Raw genomic sequence first — 13,215 nt, 5'->3', positions numbered from 1 at the left:
CGCAGCCGGGTGGGCGGTTCAGGGGGCGACGGAGGAGGCGGTGAGCAGATGGACGCCGTAGACGGTCGACAGGCCCGCGCAGCCGGCAACGAGGGGGAGGCGGACGCAGGGGCGGGCGCGGCAGACCCAGCGGGCCGCGACGAACAGGAGCGGGAAGGCGGGCATCAGGAAGCGGGGCCGTGAGGAGAAGAAGTGGGCGCCTCCCAGGGCGACGACCGTCAGAGCGGCGCTGTAGATCACCAGCGGCAGCGGGGGTCTTTCGCGGACCAGGAGGACGAGTGCGGCCGGCGCGGCCACGACGGTGAGCGCCGCAAGGTACTGGGCGGGCAGGGCCGGCTGGGTGAGCAGCCGCAGCAGGTACTCCACGTTGTAGCGCCCGAAGTCGAACTGGGACCCCCAGGCCCGCTGCACGGCGAAATAGCCCAGTGGTCCGCCGCTCCGCGTCCCGACCCAGGCGACGTACGCCAGCCAGCCCAGCGGCGCCAGTGCCGGTGCCGCCCACACCCGGGGGTCGCGGCGGCGTTCCGGGTCCCGCCACAGTGCCGCTGCGGCGGCGGTGAGGACGGCGGCAGCGGCGGCGAAGCCGTTGGGCCGGGAGAGGCCCGCGAGCAGCGCGAGGGAGCCGGCCCACAGCCACCTGCCGGTGAGCACCGCGTACAGCGCCCACGCCGACAGCGCGGTCATGAGGGATTCGGTGTACGCCATCGTCTGGACGACGGCGTTGGGCCACAGCCCCCACAGGACGACCAGCCACGTCGCAGTGGCCCCGCCGTACAGGTGCCGGCCGACGGCGTGGATGCCGGCGGCTGCCGCGAGCGCCCCCGCCCAGCCGGCGAGGATGCCGGCCTGGGGCAGACTGAGCGGCGGCACCGTGGCCAGCCCCCGTTCGAGCGCGGGCAGCAGGGGGAAGAACGCCAGGTCGCTCTCGCCCGAGCGGGTGGTTCCGTAGCCGTGTGCGGCGATCGACACGTACCAGCGGGCGTCCCAGCTGTGGCCCAGCACGGCGCTGGGTGCTTTCCCGGTTGCCCAGGCGTACGCCGCCACCGCGAGGAAGCCGGTGAGCCGCACCGCCGCGTACGCGCCGACGGCGGGCGCGGCGGCGGCCAGCAGGCGGCCCGGCCCGGCCCACCACCGGGCGGCCCGCCGCGGGACGGCCGTCGAGTCCGTGGTCACGGCGGCTCCGTCAGATAAGGGGGGCCTGGGCACGGAACGCCGGGGGCAGGGGGACGGCCGTCATCGGGACCTCCCGCGTGGCTGCGCGCCCGTCCCGCACCGTCGATGCCCCGCCTGCGGCCGGCCGTCCCCGGTGTACTGCCAGACCGCCTCGTGCGGGCAGCCGCCGCCGGCCGGTACGGGGGCGGCTCCGTGCCGGGCGGGCCGGGCGGGTCGGTGGCCGGGGGCCGCCGGCCACCGGGACGTCTCGGGCGGGGCGTCGGCGTGGGGGCGCGGCCAGGCGGCTCCGCCACCGGCGGGCACCAGCACGGGAGGCACGGACCGGTGGGGCCGTCGCCCCGTCCCGGGCGTCCGGCGGGCGCGGGACCTGTGGGCGGGGGTCCGGCGGCCGGGGCCGCGCACACGGGTGTCGCCTGCGTCAGAGCCGCACGCATCGGGAACGGGGACGCGGCGTGCGGCCGGGGCGGCGGGCCGTCGTCGGAAGACCCAGGTGCGGTAGGCCGCGAACCGGAAGGTGGCGGCGGCCGTGATGCCCAGGGCCTTGACGAGGTTGCTCTCCAGAGCACCTTGGCGGCCGAGCTCGTGGGCGGCGACCCAGAGCGTGCCGTTCTCGATGACCAGCCCCACCAGGCTGAAGACGACGAACAGCGTGAACTGCCGCCCCGGGCACCGCTTGTCGCGGTCGCGGTAGGTGAAGTGGCGGAACCCGAAGTAGTTGCCGACGATCGCCACGCCGGTGCCCACGAGGCTGCTCGCCAGCACGTTCAGCGGTGTCAGGGCCCGGCACAGATCGAACACCGCGAAGTTCACGGCGATGCCCGCTCCGCCCACGAGAGCGAATCCCACGACCTCGTCGGCCAGTGCGCGGATCCGGCGCGTGACGGGGCTCCTGTCGGCTGCGTCGGTCTGTGCCACTGCGACTCCAGCGATATCGCGGACCTGAACGGCATCGCGGCCCCGGGAGGGGCCGTCCTCGGCCATCCGGCGGGCCACCGCCGCTCCGCAGGCCACCGCCGTCGGACGGACCACCCGTCGCAAGGTCCGCCGCTTCCCAGAGTGCGCGGCCCGGCGACCGCTCGCATCCCGGCGGCATGCCGCGGAGCGTCCCCCGCGACGGCGCACGGTGACGGCACCCCGGCGAGGGGCGGGTGCGGGCCCGCCGGTCCGCCGCGTTCCGTCACGGACCGGGGACGGGCGGTCGGCCGTGCCGGCACGCGGGCGCTGCCACGCCCTCGCCCCGGACGTCCGGGAGCGCTCGTCGCTGCCCGAGCGGCTCCCGGCCTCACCGTCGAGCGACTTGTCCCCGGGCTGCGCGCGCAATCCCGGACATCAGGGGAGTGGTCCCGTGTTCCGGCCGGGACCGCCCACCGCCCGCCGCACCACCCCTACGGCCGGAACCGGACCCGCACCGATCTGCGCCGGCCGGCGGCGTGCGGGAGGCCGCTCGCCGTCCGAGGCGCGGGGCCCTGGCGCCGTGCCGCGCCAGGGCCCCTGCCGGGTGTGCTCCGGGTGCGCTCAGTCGTCGTCCTCGTCATCGTCGTCGAAGACCTCGTCGATGACTTCGGCGGCGACGAAACCGCCGACCGCGCCGACGGCGAGTCCGGCCGCCGCACCGGCCACGACGGCGCCCGTACCGGGCCCCGAGCGGTGGTGACCGCCGCCGTGCGCGGCCTCGTACGGGTGCCCTCCGTCGTGCGGGGCCGGGTAGGGGCCGCCGTGGCCCGCCGCATACGCCCCGCGGCTCTCCGTCATCTGCCGCATCCAGGAGTCGACTTCGGCTTCCCAGTCGAGGTGCTGGACTCCGTCGTGCGAGACGGTGAAGCGGTTGACCGCGTCGTACCCGCCGTGGAAGAGCCCGCCGCGTTTGTCGGCCTCCAGGACGACCTCCATGCCGCCGGGTGTGGCCAGGAACGTCACCTCGACCTCGTTGACGGCGTGCGCGTACTGCGGGGACGGGGACAGCTCGATCTCCTGGTAGAAGGGGAGCGTCTGTCCGGTGCCGCGGATGTGGCCGAGTTCCAGGTCCGCGGACAGGAAGCCGAAGCCCAGCCGGCCGAACGCCTCCAGCACGGCCTCCTGCGCGGGCAGCGGTGCCACGGACAGCGGGTCGAGGTCGCCCTTGTCCTTTGCGCCGGCCACGGCCAGTTCGGTGCGCACCCCGAGGACGACGCCGAGTTGCTGTCCGTGCAGTTCAGTGACCGGTGTCTCCCAGGGGAGGGTGACGGTGAAGGGGACACTGCGCCGTTCCCCTTCGGCGAGGCGGAAGCCGCCGCCGACGGCGAAACGGCCGAAAGCGACGGTGCCTTCCCGCTCCCCGTCCTCGTGCTCGGCCTCGACCCGGGCGACGAGTTCGAGCGAGATCTGTTCGATCTCGTGGTCGGCGCTGCCGCCTTCGAGGTGTACCTGCCCGGACAGTGGGCCGCCCGGCCGCACGGGGCCGTCGTCCAGGACCGTGTCCACCGACGGGCCGCCCACACCGAGCGCGCCCAGAAGCCGTTTGAACACCATCGCGGCGTTCTCCTTCAGTTGTTGTCCAGTGCATCGAATGCTGTACGGGCAGTCCGCCCCATCCGGGGCCCGGTGAGGCGTACTTGCCGTGCACACCACGCTACGCCAGGCTTCTACAACACTGTAGTTTTCAAGACGTCGCCGGTCTCGGCGGTCGCCCCGCCTGCATGTGGAGAGTGGACCTGATGTTCGGGTTGAGTGAACTGGCCCTGGTGCTCATCGTCGTGGTTCTGGTCCTCGGGGCCAAGAAGCTGCCCGAGCTGGCCCGCTCGGCGGGGAAGGCGGCACGCATCCTCAAGAGCGAGCGGAAGGCGATGAAGGAGGAGAACGCGTCCCGTCCCGTCCCCGGTGCAAAGGCGCAGGCGCCGCACGTCGTGACCGGACGGGTGGTCGAACGCGATACCCCGCACGAGCGGTCCTGATCCCGGGGCGCCACGGGCGGACCGGCGTGCCGCGCCGGTCCGTCTCCGGGTGCCCTCTCCGGCGGGCCCGGCTGTCAGCCGCCGGCCGTCAGTCGTCGGGCCGTCGGACCGTCGGGTCGCGGTCGGGTCGGTGTCAGCGCTTGGATGACGCCGTTGCTTGTCGTCCATCGGACGACGTGTTACAACGGGAATCGGTTAAGCGCATCGGCATGGCAGGAACTGCCTGGAGCAACCGGAGGTGTTTCACAATGCTCATGCGCATCGACCCCTTCCGTGAGCTCGACCGGCTCACGCAGCAGTTCTTCGGCAACCAGCCCGGCACCTGGTCGCGGCCCTCGGCGATGCCGATGGACGCCTACCGCGAGGGCGACCAGTACGTGATCACCCTCGATCTGCCGGGTGTCAGCCCCGACGCCATCGACATCGACGTCGAGCGCAACATGCTCACCGTCAAGGCCGAGCGGCGGCCGTCGGCCAGGGGTGAGGACGTGCAGATGGAGCTGTCGGAGCGTCCCCTGGGGGTGTTCTCGCGCCAGGTGATGCTCGCCGACACGCTCGACACCGAGCACATCGACGCCGACTACGAGGCGGGCGTCCTCACGCTGCGCATCCCGATCGCGGAGCGCGCCAAGCCCCGGAAGATCGAGATCGGGCGGTCCGGCCGCAAGGAGATCAGCGGCTGAGGCGTCGGCCGGAAACCCGCGGCGGACGCGGAGAAGAACACCACGAGTGCCCGGCTCGCGGCGGCCGGGCACTCACCGTCGGTCCGCCGTACGGCGACGAAGACGGACGGGCCCGTGGCGCCAGTGCGTGCCACGGGCCCGTCCGCGTGAGGGCGGAGTGAACTCCCCCGGAGTCACAGCGGGGTGGCGGCGTGGAGGATGGCCGCCAGTGCGACCGCCGCGTTGGCCGCCGAGAGGGCGGAGGTGGCGGCGCCGGCCGCGGCCAGCCAGGCGGCGAGGCCGGCCACCAGGCCGGGCGCCGTGGTGGTGGGCAGCCACAGCCGGGTGCTCGGCGCGGGGTCCAGCAGGGCCTGCACACGGCGGGGGACCTGTCCGGCTCCCGCGACCGCGGGAACGGTCCGCGCCGGGCTCCCGTTGGCCAGCAGTGCGGCCTTGCCGACGGCGCGTGCGGTCAGCCGCCGGTCGCCGACCTCCCGGGCGGCCTCCTCGTCCGCCCACCGCTCCACGCCGAAGGCGACGGCCGTCCGCAGGGGCCGCAGGAAGGGGTGGGCGTCGGCCGCCAGCTCGGAGAGCAGCAGCATGCGGGTGTGGCGTGCCGTCAGGTGGGCCCGTTCATGGGCGAACAGGGCGCGCCGTTCGGACGGTTCGAGCGCGTCGAGCATGGCGGTGGACACCACGATGCGGGAGCGCCGGCGCCGGCTTCCGGGGAGGGTGAAGGCGTAGGGCGCACTGTCGGGGAGGACGGCCACGCGGGAGTCGCGCAAGCCCTCCAGCGCCCGGCGTACGCGTCGCTGGACGCGCCGGTGCCGCACCAGCGTGCTGCCGCATTTCCCCAGCAGGAGGACCAGCGCCGGGATGGACGCCTTGCCCAGCATCTCGTCGTAGGGGACGGCCGCCCGGACCTCGGGGTCCGACCAGGCGTCCGGCAGCGGGTTGCCGGGCAGTTGGGCGGTGCCGACGACCACGAGCAGGCCCAGGCACACCGTGCTGCACGCGGCCAGGACGACGCCCACGCCCACCAGCAGCCGCGTGGTGGCGCGGGGGTGCAGCCGCCGTTCCGCGAGCCGGGCCACCGGCCAGGAGGTCAGGGGCAGGACGAGGGGGAGGAGGACGAAGAAGCCCACGGCTCAGTCGTTCTCCCCCGGTGTGCCGCCGTTCTCGGGCGTCTCGTCGGCGGTGTGCCGCAGCAGGGTGCGCAGCAGGCGCTCGTCGTGGTCCGTCAGTCCGGAGACGAAGCGGGTCAGCACGGTGTCCCGGTCGCTCTCGCCGTCGAGGACCTGCCGCATCCGGTGCGCGGCCAGTCCCGCGGCGTCGGCCGCGGGGGTCCAGGCGAAGGAGCGCCCGGACTTCTCCCTGGTCACCGCGCGTTTGGCCAGCAGCCGGGTGAGGATCGTGACGACGGTGGTGTACGCCAGGTCGCCGCCCAGGTGTTCCCGCACCCAGGCCGCGGTGACCGGGCCGGGTGCCTCGTGCAGGGCGGTCAGCACCATGGCCTCCAGCTCGCCCTGTCCGCGCCGGCGCCCCGGCTCGCGCGCCGTGTTGCCCACGTTCCCTCCTCCGCGCCCGACGGCGGTCGCCCGCCGGTTCCGCACGCCGCCCGCCGTGTCCGCCGGCCGGTGTGCCGGACGGTACGGCGGGCCGGGGCGGCCGTGACCGTGTGGTCCGGGTGACCGTCCGTCCAGTATCTTCTACAGGCTTGTAGATTTTTGCTTGTCGTCAGTCGTACCGGAAGGAAGAGTAATGGGAGCATCGCCGGCCACGGGCGGGGACGGTCCCGCCTTCCAGCCGGAGGACCGGGCGGCGTTCGCGGAGGTGGTGGACGAGGTGCTGCGGTCCGAGCCGCTGCGCCGGGGCCTGCGCACCGCCCCCGAGGGCACCGCCGCTCTTCTCCGCGACTGGGCGCTCGCGTCGGCCGAGGACGTCGCCCGGCCGGCCGCCGCTGAATACCGCGAACTGTGCCGGGTCCGGGCCGGCGGGGGAGTCGCCGGTGCGGCACCCGGATCCCGGACGCCGGGGGGCTCGGGCGGTGGGCTGCTCGCCGCGCTCGCGGTGCTGGTACCGCTGGTGGCCGCGGCGGCGGCGGTGATCTTCCTGCTGCTGGGGTACGTCCTCACGCTGGTCGAGACCCAGCGGGACGTCGGTGAATCGCTGGTGGTCACGGGGTGGTCGGGCGCCGCGGTGGCCGCCGTGACGGGTGCGGCGGGGATGTGCCGGCTCCTGATCACCGCCCGCCGGCACTCCAAGACCGGCCCCCGCACCGATGACCGCACCGACGACGGCGCCGCGCGGTCCGGTACCGACGGGCGGGCCGAAGCGGCGCGGCGGCGGGTCGCGGCGGCCCGCGAGGCCTGGCGCGCGGCACTGCGGGACCGTGCCGTGCTGCCCTACCTGCGGGCCCGCCTGCCCGAGGCGGAACGGGCCTCGGGGCTCAGTCCCGCGAATTGCCGAAGAGGAGACGGTAGGCGATGAGCAGGACCAGTGAGCCGCCGATGGCCGCCCCCCAGGTGGGGAGGTCGAAGAACTCCTTCTGAATCGGCCGGTCCAGGAAGTTCGCCGAGATCCACCCGCCGACGAAGGCGCCGGCTATGCCGATCAGGACCGTACCGATCAGACCGCCCGGGTCGCGTCCGGGCAGCAGTATTTTCGCGATGGCCCCGGCCAGCAGGCCCAGAATGATCCAGCTGATGATGCCCATCGAACCCTCCTTTTCCCCGGGGCGGGCGCCCCGGCACCCGGGAGGACGCGCGGCCGGCCCGCAAAGGTTCCATGCTTGCGCAACTGAAGGTGCCGCAACCGGCGGTGACGCCCCGCAGGCACCCGGTGTGCCGCTCCCTCCCCTTCCGCGCCCCGGCACCGCGCCACGGGGCCGCCGGGAGAGCGCACGGCCCCGCCTAGACTGAGGTGCGCCACGGGCCCCCTTCCGTGGCCATCGAGGACGGCGCGGACAGGAGTGCAGCGGTGACATCGGAGGCAGGCGGTTTCACGGACCCGTCCCCCGAACTGCTGGCTCAGGCCGCCACGGCGTTCGGGCTGCTCGCCTCGCCCTCCCGGGTCCACATCGTCTGGGCCCTCTCGCAGGGCGAGTGCGATGTGACGCACCTCGCCGAACGCGTCGGCGGCACCCTGCCCGCCGTCAGCCAGCACCTGGCGAAACTGAAGCTGGCCGGGCTCGTCCGCTCCCGGCGTGAGGGGCGGCGGCAGGTCTATCTGGTCGATGACCCGGCCGTGGTCGCCGTCGTGCACGAGATGGTCCGGCGGCTGGCCGCCGTCGCCGACACGCCGCGGGCCTCCCTGCGGTTCGGCGAGTCCGGTGCCTGAGACCGCACCCCTGTGCCGGGACGGCGAGGGCCCGCCCGGCACCGGGGGAGTCCCGGACCCCGCCGCCGCGGCGGACCGGCCGCAGGCCGGTGCCCACCTCGCCGCCCGCGCCCCGCTCACCGCGCTGCGCCGGCTGGGGACGGGACCGCGGGGGCTCACCGAGGCGGAGGCCGAGGAACGGCTGGCCCGGTACGGCGAGAACGCGCCGCCCGAGTGGCACACTCCCTCGCTGCCGCGCCGTCTGCTGCGCGGCGTCCGGGACCCCTTCACCGCCGTACTGCTGTGTCTCGCCGCGGTCTCCACCGTGGTGGGGTCGCTGGGCACCGCTGCCGTGATCGCCGTACTGGTGAGCGTCAGCTGTCTGCTGCGGGCCGGTGGCGAGCTGCGGGCGGACCGGTCGGTCGCGGGCTTGCGGGCCCTCGTCGCCGGCACCGTCACCGTGCTGCGGCGGGCCGACGCCGCGGACCGGGAGCCCGAGTCGAGGGAGGTGCCGGTCGGCGATCTGGTGCCCGGTGACGTGATCCGGCTCGGCCCCGGGGACCTCGTCCCGGCGGACGTGCTGCTGTTGCGCGCCACCGGGCTGGTCGTCCACCAGGCTCCGCTCACCGGGGAGTCGCAGCCGCTGGCCAAGTACGTCGCCGGCCCGGCCGAGCCGCCGCCCGACGGCGACACCCGGCTGTTCGAGCAGCCGCAGCTGTGCTTCCAGGGCAGCAGCGTGGTCGCCGGGAGCTGCACCGCCGTTGTCCTGGCCACCGGCGCCGACACCCGGCTGGCGGCCGGACACCGGCACCGCCGCCCGGCGCGCAGCGGTTACGAGCGCTCGGTCCACCGGGTCGCCTGGAACCTCGTCCGCTTCATGCTGCTGACCCCGCCGCTGGCGCTGGCCGCCGACGCCGCCGTCAGCGGACGCGGGGTGGAGATCCTGCCCTTCGCCGTGACGGTGGCCGTGAGCCTCACGCCCGAGATGCTGCCCGTCGTCATGACCGCCGTCCTCGCCCGGAACGCCGTCGCCCTCGCCCGGGACCGGCGGGTCATCGTGCGGCGGCTGCCCGCCCTCCACGACCTGGGCGCCATGGACGTGCTGTGCCTGGACAAGACCGGCACGCTCACCGAGGACCGCCCTGTCGTGGACCGTGCCGTGGGGCCGGACGGCACCCCCGATGCGGAGGTGCTGCGCTGGGCGGCCGTCAATGCGCTGTGGACCCTCCAGCTCGCCGAGACCCCGGTGCCCGACGCGCTGGACGAGGCGATCCTGCGCGCGGCGGCGGCCCGCCCCGAGGTGGCCGGCTGGGACGAGGAGCACGAGGGCGTGGCGGCCGTCCCCTTCGACCCGGCCCGCCGGCTGTCCACCGCCGTGGTCCGCACCCCCGGACGGCTCGGCACGCACACGCTCGTCGTCAAGGGCGCGGTGGAGGCCGTGCTGGAGCGGTGCGCGCTGGAGGAGCCGGAGCGGGAGGCGCTGCGCGAGCGGGCGGCACGCTGGGCGGACGACGGGCTGCGGCTGCTGGCCGTGGCGACCGCCGAGCGCCCCGCCCCGGCCCCGGGCAAGAACTACGGCACGGCGGACGAGCGCGGGCTGACCTTCGCGGGACTGGTGGCGCTGCGCGACACGCTCACCACCGACGCCCCCGAGGCGCTGCGGGCCCTGCGGGACAAAGGTGTGGAGGTCAAGGTCCTCACCGGCGACCACCCGGGCACCGCCGAGCGCACCTGCCGCGAACTGGGTCTGGACCCCGCAGGCGGTGCCGTCCTGACGGCGGACCGTATCGACGCCCTCGACGACCGACAACTGGCGGGCGCCGCGCAGCGGGCCACCCTGTTCGCCCGCTGCACCCCGCACCACAAGGCCCGCGTCGTCGCCGCGCTGCGGGCCGCCGGGCGCACCACCGGCTTCCTCGGCGACGGCGTCAACGACCTGGCGGCGCTGCGCGCCGCCGATGTGGGGCTGTGCCCGCGCGACGCGGTGGCCACCGTCCGGGAGAGCGCCGACGTGGTGTTCGGCGAGCGGCCCTTCGCGGCGCTGGACGAGACCGTCACCGCGGGGCGCCGCAGTGGCGTCTCCCTCGCCTCTTACCTGCGGGTGGCGCTCTCCTCGAACTTCGGCAACGCACTGGCCATGCTCGTGGCCGTCCTGCTGTTCCCGTTCATGCCGATGCTGCCGGCGCAGGTGCTCCTGCAGAACCTGTTCTTCGACGCCGCCCAGCTCACCTTCGCCTTCGACCGGCACGGCCCCGCCGCGCTGCGTGCGCCGGCGCCGCTGCGCCCCGGCGAGATCCTGCGGTTCGTCACGGTCTTCGGCGTCCTGAACGCCGCGGCCGACATGGCCACCTTCGCCGTGCTGGCCGCGACTGTGCGGGGCGCGGCGGGCGAGGCCGGCCAGGCGCTCTTCCACGCCGGCTGGTTCACCGAGAACCTGCTGACCCAGGCCATGGTCATGGTGCTGCTGCGCACCCGGGGCCGCCACCGGCACCGGGGCCGCCCCGGGCCGGTGGCGTGGGCCGCCGTCCTGCTGGCCGTCACCGGCCTGCTGCTGCCCCTCACCCCGCTGGGCCCGGCCCTGGGCATGGTCCCCGCGCTCACCCCCGTCTCGTACGCGCTGCTCGCCGCGGTGCTCGGCCTCTACGGTGCCGCGCTGGCGGTGGCGGTGCGGCACTACGGGCGGCGCCTCGCAGCCGGCCGGGCGGGCATCGGCCTTGCGGCCGGCCGGGGTGCGGCCGGCCGTCAGCCGTAGGAGAGGTCGGCGCAGGGATCGTCGGCGGCCGAGCGGCCCTTGTCCCGCGCGGACTTGCCGCCGCCCGGGGAGCCGTCGCCGTCCTGGCCGGGCCGGTAGTCGGCCCCGAGGGTGACGCTCAGCCCGGGGCTGTCGGAGCCCTCGACGGTGGCTCCGGGGAAGAGCGCGGCGAGGTCCTTGGCGCGGGACGCCTCGCCGGGGCCGTGGGTGACGACGGTGCTGGTGTGCTGCTGGGTGGCGGCGTTGCCGCTGCCGGCCACGGTGTAGTGGTGGGAGCGCAGCATCTTCGCGGCGGAGGCGGCGAGCCCGGCGGTGGTGGTGCCGTTGTAGACGGTCACCTCGACGCCCTTGCCGGAGACGGGCTTGACCGAGGGCTTCGGGGAGGGGGAGTCGGCGTCCTTGTCCAGGGCCCGGTCGGCCTTCAGATCGGCCCACAGCTCGTCCGCGTCGGGATGGACGACGGCGACCCGGCTGCCCTGGTAGCGCCACGGGACGGTGACGAAGCGGGTGTTCTCCAGGTCGATGTCCTTGAGGGACATGGCGAAGTCGACCATCTTCTTGGGCGTCCCGAGTTCCTCGTCGACCGTCATGGACTCGGTGGCGGCGTCCGCGAGGGGCAGCAGCGTGGTCGGGCTGAACCCTTTCTCCTTGATCTTCTTTATGAGTGATCCGACGAACGCCTGCTGGCGTTTGATCCGCCCTATGTCGGAGCCGTCGCCTATGCCGTGCCGGATACGGACGTAGTCCAGGGCCCGCTGTCCGGAGACGGTCTGCTCGCCCTCGCGGAAGATGCGCTTGCCGCGGGAGCCCCGGTTGGGGTTCAGATCGCCCTGGTAGAGGTCTTTCGGCACGCACACCGGGACGCCGCCGACGGCCTCCGTCATGGCGGAGAACCCTTTGAAGTCGACGACCACGGTGTGGTCCACGCGCAGGCCGGTCAGCTTCTCGACGGTGTTCTGGGTGCAGGCCGGGTTGCCCTGCGCGGTGCCTCCCACGGAGAAGGCGGCGTTGAACATGGCCTCGTGCCGGGTGGCGGTCCAGCTGCCGTCCGGGAGCTTGCACGGGGGGATGTCCACGAGGGTGTCACGGGGGAAGGAGACGGCCACCGCGTGCTTGCTGTCGTCGTAGACGTGGAGCAGGAAGGCGGTGTCGGAACGGCCCACGTCGTCCTTGCGTCCGCCGCCGAGCCGGTCGTTGCCGCCGGTGCGGGCGTCCGAACCGATGACGAGCACGTTCTGTCCGCCCGCGCTCGCCTGGGGCCGGTCCTTGCTCAGTCCGTCCGCACCGAAGGTGTCGATGTTGCCGCTGAAGTGGAAGTAGAGCCAGCCCACCCCCGCGGTGAGGAGCACCAGCAGGGCGAGCGCGGTCGTGCCCGCGATCCGGGCCTTGCCCCGTCTGGCCTGCCTCCGGCGTGCTGCCCTGCCCTCGGCTCGGCTTCCCGCGTCCCTCGCGCGGCGGTCCGGCATGCGTGCTCCTCGTTGCAGCAGCTGCCCGGGTGGGGGCTGTTGCACCCCGCACCGGGTTGTACAGTTGCGCAATGTAGCAAGTGATGGAGGGAAGGGAGACGCCGGTGTTGCGCAATGGTCTGGAGCCCTGGCACCTGCTGGTGGTGGCGCTGGTGGTGGTCCTGGTGTTCGGCTCCAAGCGGCTGCCGGACACGGCACGCGCGCTGGGCAAGTCCCTGCGCATCCTCAAGAGCGAGACGCGGGCCATGAAGCGGGAGGGCGCGCAGGAGCCGGCACCCCGCCCCGCGTCCACGGGGGACGCGCCGGCCGTGCGGGACAGCGCCTGACCGGGCGGGCGGGGTGCCGGGATCTCGGTGGGCCGGATTACAGGTCGAACTCGTGGGGCGGCAGGCCCAGCGTGTAGCAGGCCTCGCGGACGACGGCCTGCTCGTCCTTGTCGAAGTCCCCGTCCGCGCCGCCGATGACGATGCCGATCTGGATGACGGCACGCGCCTCCGCCGGCTTCTTCTTGGCCTTGGCGACCTCCTGGAGGATGCTGACCTTGCCGAAGTCGAAGTCGGCGGTCAGCTTGTCGCAGTTGGCCTCGAACCGGGCCCGCAGATCGTCGGCGGGGAAGTTCTGGAGCACCTCGTTGGTCGCGATCAGCTGGGCGACCTTGCGCCGCTCCTCGGGGTCGATGTTCCCGTCGGCCGCGGCGACCAGGGCGCACATCGCCATGCTGGCGTCACGGAAGGCGCCGCTCTTGAGGTCGTTCTTCTTCGCCTCCAGCTGGCTCTGCATCGCCTGAGCCGATTCCTTGATGCGGTCCCACAGGGCCATGAGCACGTAGTCCTCTCGGGGGGCGCGCCCGGCTGTCCCGGGCGCGCCGGAAACAAAATCTACAACGGTGTAGAAGCTAGCAGGATGGAAGAGGG

General features: G+C 74.2%; 14 protein-coding genes. 6 read left to right on the top strand and 8 right to left on the bottom strand.

What is annotated here, in order from left to right:
* Positions 1-18: 18 nt before the first annotated feature.
* From IO40_RS0128490 to IO40_RS0128480, 3 genes are all read right to left on the bottom strand, one after another.
* Entirely contained in the window at positions 19-1,173 is a 1,155-nt protein-coding gene (locus IO40_RS0128490; RefSeq protein ID WP_031176389.1) for a hypothetical protein, read from the bottom strand.
* A 60-nt stretch (positions 1,174-1,233) separates the two neighbouring features.
* On the bottom strand, positions 1,234-2,088 hold the full coding sequence (locus tag IO40_RS35370) for a GtrA family protein (protein WP_063830989.1): 855 nt from the start codon (positions 2,086-2,088) through the stop codon (positions 1,234-1,236).
* Between the two features lie 600 nt (positions 2,089-2,688).
* A complete protein-coding gene (locus tag IO40_RS0128480) occupies positions 2,689-3,681 on the bottom strand; it encodes a sporulation protein (RefSeq protein ID WP_016467241.1) in 993 nt (330 codons plus the stop codon).
* Positions 3,682-3,866: 185 nt separating this feature from the next.
* Here IO40_RS0128480 and IO40_RS0128475 point away from each other — a divergent pair, with 185 nt between their 5' ends.
* A complete protein-coding gene (locus IO40_RS0128475) occupies positions 3,867-4,103 on the top strand; it encodes a twin-arginine translocase TatA/TatE family subunit (RefSeq protein ID WP_016467240.1) in 237 nt (78 codons plus the stop codon).
* A 248-nt stretch (positions 4,104-4,351) separates the two neighbouring features.
* Complete coding sequence (locus IO40_RS0128470; RefSeq protein WP_016467239.1) at positions 4,352-4,786, top strand: Hsp20/alpha crystallin family protein; 435 nt, start codon at positions 4,352-4,354, stop codon at positions 4,784-4,786.
* 173 nt (positions 4,787-4,959) lie between these two features.
* Here the strand turns inward: IO40_RS0128470 and IO40_RS0128465 are convergent, their stop codons facing one another.
* Both IO40_RS0128465 and IO40_RS0128460 read right to left on the bottom strand, forming a co-directional pair.
* Positions 4,960-5,910 carry a M56 family metallopeptidase gene (locus IO40_RS0128465; protein ID WP_016467238.1) on the bottom strand — a complete coding sequence of 317 codons (951 nt, stop codon included), beginning with the start codon at positions 5,908-5,910 and terminating at the stop codon, positions 4,960-4,962.
* A gap of 3 nt (positions 5,911-5,913) precedes the next feature.
* A complete protein-coding gene (locus IO40_RS0128460; RefSeq protein ID WP_016467237.1) occupies positions 5,914-6,333 on the bottom strand; it encodes a BlaI/MecI/CopY family transcriptional regulator in 420 nt (139 codons plus the stop codon).
* Between the two features lie 193 nt (positions 6,334-6,526).
* Between IO40_RS0128460 and IO40_RS35060 the strand changes: the two genes are divergently transcribed.
* Positions 6,527-7,255 (top strand): hypothetical protein, encoded by a 729-nt coding sequence (locus IO40_RS35060; protein WP_016467236.1) that lies wholly within the window; start codon positions 6,527-6,529, stop codon positions 7,253-7,255.
* On the opposite strand, the gene IO40_RS0128450 is transcribed toward IO40_RS35060, so the two are convergent.
* Positions 7,215-7,481, bottom strand: a complete 267-nt coding sequence (locus IO40_RS0128450) for a GlsB/YeaQ/YmgE family stress response membrane protein (RefSeq protein WP_016467235.1) — start codon at positions 7,479-7,481, stop codon at positions 7,215-7,217. The genes IO40_RS35060 and IO40_RS0128450 overlap by 41 nt on opposite strands.
* Positions 7,482-7,744: 263 nt before the next feature.
* On the opposite strand from IO40_RS0128450, the gene IO40_RS0128445 reads away from it, so the two are divergent.
* Entirely contained in the window at positions 7,745-8,104 is a 360-nt protein-coding gene (locus tag IO40_RS0128445; protein ID WP_016467234.1) for an ArsR/SmtB family transcription factor, read from the top strand.
* Positions 8,097-10,835, top strand: a complete 2,739-nt coding sequence (gene mgtA / locus IO40_RS0128440) for a magnesium-translocating P-type ATPase (protein ID WP_016467233.1) — start codon at positions 8,097-8,099, stop codon at positions 10,833-10,835. Before IO40_RS0128445 ends, mgtA begins: the two co-directional genes overlap by 8 nt.
* Here mgtA and IO40_RS0128435 read toward each other — a convergent pair.
* A complete protein-coding gene (locus IO40_RS0128435; protein WP_016467232.1) occupies positions 10,826-12,301 on the bottom strand; it encodes an LCP family protein in 1,476 nt (491 codons plus the stop codon). The two genes, mgtA and IO40_RS0128435, sit on opposite strands and share 10 nt — an antisense overlap.
* A gap of 104 nt (positions 12,302-12,405) precedes the next feature.
* Between IO40_RS0128435 and tatA the strand changes: the two genes are divergently transcribed.
* Complete coding sequence (gene tatA, locus IO40_RS0128430) at positions 12,406-12,627, top strand: Sec-independent protein translocase subunit TatA (protein WP_016467231.1); 222 nt, start codon at positions 12,406-12,408, stop codon at positions 12,625-12,627.
* Between the two features lie 37 nt (positions 12,628-12,664).
* Here tatA and IO40_RS0128425 read toward each other — a convergent pair whose 3' ends face one another.
* Positions 12,665-13,120, bottom strand: coding sequence for a tellurite resistance TerB family protein (locus IO40_RS0128425; protein ID WP_016467230.1), 456 nt, complete (start codon positions 13,118-13,120; stop codon positions 12,665-12,667).
* Between the last annotated feature and the right edge of the window lie 95 nt (positions 13,121-13,215).

The organism is Streptomyces albus subsp. albus (assembly GCF_000725885.1).
GTDB classification, from domain to species: Bacteria; Actinomycetota; Actinomycetes; order Streptomycetales; family Streptomycetaceae; genus Streptomyces; species Streptomyces albus.
Note: the sequence above shows the minus strand (reverse complement) of the source record. Positions and strands in the feature narration are given on the sequence as shown.

Bases quoted from the DNA above. Each gene is read 5' to 3' on its own strand.
- IO40_RS0128435 (WP_016467232.1), bottom strand. From the start codon at position 12,301: ATGCCGGACCGCCGCGCGAGGGACGCGGGAAGCCGAGCCGAGGGCAGG.
- IO40_RS0128425 (WP_016467230.1), bottom strand. From the start codon at position 13,120: ATGGCCCTGTGGGACCGCATCAAGGAATCGGCTCAGGCGATGCAGAGC.
- IO40_RS0128480 (WP_016467241.1), bottom strand. From the start codon at position 3,681: ATGGTGTTCAAACGGCTTCTGGGCGCGCTCGGTGTGGGCGGCCCGTCG.
- IO40_RS0128450 (WP_016467235.1), bottom strand. From the start codon at position 7,481: ATGGGCATCATCAGCTGGATCATTCTGGGCCTGCTGGCCGGGGCCATC.
- IO40_RS0128470 (WP_016467239.1), top strand. From the start codon at position 4,352: ATGCTCATGCGCATCGACCCCTTCCGTGAGCTCGACCGGCTCACGCAG.
- IO40_RS0128475 (WP_016467240.1), top strand. From the start codon at position 3,867: ATGTTCGGGTTGAGTGAACTGGCCCTGGTGCTCATCGTCGTGGTTCTG.
- IO40_RS35060 (WP_016467236.1), top strand. From the start codon at position 6,527: ATGGGAGCATCGCCGGCCACGGGCGGGGACGGTCCCGCCTTCCAGCCG.